Genomic DNA, 3842 nt, shown 5'->3' with positions numbered 1-3842 from the left:
CTGTTCCAGCCGCTGGCTCAGGCTGTCCAGGGTCTGGCCGGCATTTTCCCACAGCCGTTCCGGATGGAGGAACACCCATTCTCCCTGGAGCTGTTCCAGAGCCCGGGTGCTGTCCTGGAGCCGGGTTTCCATGGTCCGTTCCAGCCGGCGCACCAGCTTGGCCAGATTTTCCCGGTCCCCGCTCCGTTCCGGCACTGCCAGTTCCGCGGCTGCAGAGGGAGTGGGAGCCCGGAGGTCTGCCGCAAAATCGCTGAGGGTAAAGTCGATTTCGTGACCCACGGCAGAAATCACCGGGATTTCCGAAGCGGCGATGGCCCTGACCACACCCTCATCGTTAAAGGCCCACAGGTCTTCCATGGAACCCCCGCCCCGGCCTACGATCAGCACGTCCGCCAGTTTGTGCCGGTTGAAGAACCGGATCCCCCGGATGATTTCCGGAGGGGCTTCCGTGCCCTGGACCTTTACGGGATACAGCCGGAGCTTTACGGAAGGATCCCGGCGGCCGGCCACGTTGATGATGTCCCGGACCGCTGCCCCGGCAGAAGATGTGACGATGCCCACCACTTTGGGATAGGCAGGCAGGGGACGCTTCCGGCCGGGGTCGAAGAGCCCTTCGGCGGTGAGTTTTTCCTTCAGCTGCTCATAGGCGATCATCAGGTTCCCGGCTCCCAGGGGCATCATCATGTCCACGTAGAACTGATAGACCCCGTCCCGTTCATACAGGTCGATCCGGCCCACCCCCAGCACCTGGTCCCCGTTTTTGGGCTGCTGCTTCAGGCGCCGGGCCGCACCGGCGAACATAACGGCTTTCAGCAGGGTCTTGCCGTCTTTTAAATTAAAATAACAGTGACCGGAAGGATACTGGCGGAAGTTGGACACTTCCCCCTGGATCTGGAGGTTGGCGAATTCCGGTTCCTTCCGGAACAGCCCCTTGACGATCCGGGTCACTTCCGACACCGTATAGATTTTTCCAACGATCATGGTTCCTCCTGCCTTTCCCGGAGTACGGCGGCCCAGGCATTGCCCACGGCACCGTCCACGCTGTACCGGGGATCCGGGGCCCACAGGCCGATCTGCCGCCGGCTGAGGAAAGCTTCCAGCTGATGGCGAATTTCTTTGTTGGCGCTGACCCCTCCCACCAGGAGCACCTGGGAAAGGGCTTCCTTCTGGCACACCCAGCCGATGGTCCGGGCCAGGGCTTTGCCGATGGCCTGTTCCACCCCCAGGGCCAGGGAAGCCGGATCCGCCCCCTGGTCAATGGCCCGGAGAGCCTGGGTGCAGGGCCCGGACAGGGACAATTCCCCCTCCTGGCTCCATACCTTCAGAGGATGGGGTTCCGCTGCGGTCTCTCCCAGTTTCTCCAGCCGGGCTCCGGCGGGAAAGGCCAGGCCCAGAGCCACCCCCACCCGGTCGATGAACTGGCCGGCGTGGAGGTCGATGCTGGTGCCCCGGGGTTCCAGAGTGAATTCCCCGTCCTCCTGGCGCTCACACAGGAGGAGGTCCGTGGTGCCGCCGGAGATGTGGACCAAAAGGAACCGGTCCGGGGCCGTTTTCCCCACGGACCAGAGACCGGCATACATGTGATTGTGCTGATGGGTAAAAAAATGGACCGGCACACCCAGCACCTTTCCCAGGCTCCGGGCCATCCCCAGTCCCACCAGAAAGGCGGGCATGTAGGAATCTTCCCGGGGCCGGGGTTTGGCGCTGACGCCGATGGCCGCAATCCGGCGGCCGTCCAGTTCCAGGGCTTCCAGCAGATCCGGCAGATTCCGGGTATGCTGGTAGACCATTTCCGACTGGGCCAGGCCCCGGCGACCCGGTTTCACCGTCAAAAGCCGCCGCTGGTCTCCCATCAGGTTCCCCTGCCGGTCCATGAGCGCCGCCGAAGTGGTGTAGCAGCTGGTATCCAGCCCCAGGACCGCTTCCTCAGCGGCCATGCTTCTTCACCAGGCTCCCCAAAAGGCCGTTGATGAAGGCGGGAGAATCATCCCCTCCGTAGATTTTGGCCAGTTCCACGGCCTCATTGATGGCCACTGCCGGAGGCACCGGTTCCGGGCTGCAGAACATTTCCCAGGATGCAATCCGCAGCAGGTTCCGGTCGATGCCGTTCATCCGCTTCAGGGTCCATTTGGCGTCCAGGCCGTTCAGTTCCCCGTCCAGGGCTTCCCGGTTTTCCCGGACCCCGTTCACCAGTTCCAGGGCATAGGCCAGGTCCTTTTTCCGGGTATCCTGGATGTCTTCTTCCTCCGCCATGGTCTTCACCGTTTCTTCCGGAGACTGTTCCGGAGAGAATTCCAGGGCAAACAGGCTTCTCATTGCAATGGTACGTGCTTCTCTTCTGCTCATATGATTGGTAAACTCCTTTTATTTATGGTACGGAGGCAGCAGGTTGTCCAGCAGATCCACCAGATCTTCCCCTGCATCCATTTTGTAACCGATGTAAAAACCCAGGCCGATGCAAAACAGCAGGAACACCGCCCGGAAAAAGCCCAGGAGAAGGAACAGGATGCCCACCACCAGGCCCACCGAAGCGCCTATGATCCGCCACCGGCTGGTTTCAAACAGTTTGCGTAAAATTTCCTGCCACATGGTCTTCCACCGCCTATTCCTTGGCCTTGATGTGCTTGAAGTACACGGACACTTCCGCCACTTCCACGCCCACCACGTTCATGATGTTCTTTTTCACCGTCCGCTTCACTTCGTCGGTGGTGTCCGGGATGTTGATCCCAGGCTCGATGGAAGCGTTGATCCGGACGCTGAGCTGGTTGTCCTTCAGCAGCTTTACCCGGCATTTGGCGCCGAACACCCCGTATACATCATTGGTGAACCCGGAAATGTAGTCTTCCATGGCCCGCTGGCTTACATGGATCTTCCCTTCCCGGTCGTTGTCAAAGGTCAGGTCGTTGCTGCCGCCCCGGCTCCAGCTGGCAAACAGCAGCCGGAGGCTCACCAGGAAAATCACCACCCCGCCGATGGTGTATTCCCAGCGTCCGGGGACCCGGGCGGCAAACTCTGTAAGATCATGGACCGGGATGCCGTTGACGCTGACAATGACAATCAGCACCGCCACTGCTGCCATGATGATGGTGTACATGGTCAAAATGATCCGATCGAATATGCTCATGCTTCTCCCCCCGACGTTTCCTGGCCTTTGGGGTCAGATTCTCCTTCCGGCGGCCGGACCGGTTCTGGAGCTTCCTTTGCTTCTGGCTGTGCTTCCACCGATTCCCTGTTTTCCGAAGTTTCTTCCCCGGCGGCAGTCCCTTCCGGCAGTGCCGGGCTCCCGGCTGGTTCTTCCTCCCATTTCTTCATCAGTTCATCCGTATCGTCTTTCTCTGCAAAGGCCTTTTCTTTTTTCTTCTTCACACCTTCCACATGGATGTCCACCCCGGTGACTTCGTAGCCGGTCATGTTCTCCACGGCTTCCTTGACCTTTTCCTGGAGCTTGATGGCCACATCCGGAATGTTGAACCCGTAGGTGATGATCACATGGACCTCCACCCGCACCGTATGGCCTTCCGTATAGACCTTGATGCCCTTGGAGAAATTCTGTTTGCCCAGCATGTCCGTGAGCCCTTCCCGGATGCCCCCGCTCATGCCGTAGACCCCGTTCACCTCCGAAGCAGCCAGCCCCGCCACAATGCTCAGGACTTCGTCGGCCACCTTGATGGCTCCCATATCGTCCGTGTCCGGACTGTTTTCCAACTGCGCCTGCTGTTTTACTTCTTCGTCGTTCATAGGCTTCTCCTCAAACGCAAGTTTATTCATTTTAATTATTTTATTATACCATATCCCGGGAAATGTGGGTAGTATACTGTACCCATAAGTGTGGACACTTTTTA

At 59.4% G+C, this 3842-nt stretch carries 6 protein-coding genes; all 6 read right to left on the bottom strand.

Annotated elements, in window-relative coordinates; all coding sequences use genetic code 11:
- Positions 1–981: exodeoxyribonuclease VII large subunit (gene xseA, locus QVO43_RS06730; RefSeq protein ID WP_288174663.1), on the bottom strand; the 981-nt coding region annotated here is incomplete at its 3' end.
- Entirely contained in the window at positions 978–1937 is a 960-nt protein-coding gene (locus tag QVO43_RS06725; RefSeq protein ID WP_022487772.1) for a Kae1-like domain-containing protein, read from the bottom strand. The genes QVO43_RS06725 and xseA, both read right to left, overlap by 4 nt.
- Positions 1927–2346: a transcription antitermination factor NusB gene (gene nusB / locus QVO43_RS06720; protein WP_022487771.1), complete on the bottom strand. Its 420-nt coding sequence runs from the start codon at positions 2344–2346 to the stop codon at positions 1927–1929. The genes QVO43_RS06725 and nusB overlap by 11 nt, the downstream gene beginning before the upstream one ends.
- 18 nt (positions 2347–2364) lie before the next feature.
- Positions 2365–2589 (bottom strand): DUF2273 domain-containing protein, encoded by a 225-nt coding sequence (locus QVO43_RS06715; protein ID WP_012938222.1) that lies wholly within the window; start codon positions 2587–2589, stop codon positions 2365–2367.
- Positions 2590–2602: 13 nt separating this feature from the next.
- The gene (gene amaP / locus QVO43_RS06710; protein WP_022487770.1) at positions 2603–3124 is read right to left on the bottom strand and encodes an alkaline shock response membrane anchor protein AmaP; all 522 of its coding nucleotides are present in this window, start codon (positions 3122–3124) and stop codon (positions 2603–2605) included.
- The gene (locus QVO43_RS06705) at positions 3121–3738 is read right to left on the bottom strand and encodes an Asp23/Gls24 family envelope stress response protein (RefSeq protein ID WP_022487769.1); all 618 of its coding nucleotides are present in this window, start codon (positions 3736–3738) and stop codon (positions 3121–3123) included. Before QVO43_RS06705 ends, amaP begins: the two co-directional genes overlap by 4 nt.
- Positions 3739–3842: the final 104 nt, after the last annotated feature.

This window comes from Acidaminococcus sp. CAG:542 (assembly GCF_000437815.1).
Classification (GTDB): domain Bacteria; phylum Bacillota; class Negativicutes; order Acidaminococcales; family Acidaminococcaceae; genus Acidaminococcus.
The sequence above is the reverse complement of the archived record's forward strand: the minus strand, read 5'-3'. Positions and strand labels throughout refer to the sequence as shown.

Bases quoted from the DNA above. Each gene is read 5' to 3' on its own strand.
- QVO43_RS06725 (WP_022487772.1), bottom strand. From the start codon at position 1,937: ATGGCCGCTGAGGAAGCGGTCCTGGGGCTGGATACCAGCTGCTACACC.
- nusB (WP_022487771.1), bottom strand. From the start codon at position 2,346: ATGAGCAGAAGAGAAGCACGTACCATTGCAATGAGAAGCCTGTTTGCC.
- QVO43_RS06715 (WP_012938222.1), bottom strand. From the start codon at position 2,589: ATGTGGCAGGAAATTTTACGCAAACTGTTTGAAACCAGCCGGTGGCGG.
- amaP (WP_022487770.1), bottom strand. From the start codon at position 3,124: ATGAGCATATTCGATCGGATCATTTTGACCATGTACACCATCATCATG.
- QVO43_RS06705 (WP_022487769.1), bottom strand. From the start codon at position 3,738: ATGAACGACGAAGAAGTAAAACAGCAGGCGCAGTTGGAAAACAGTCCG.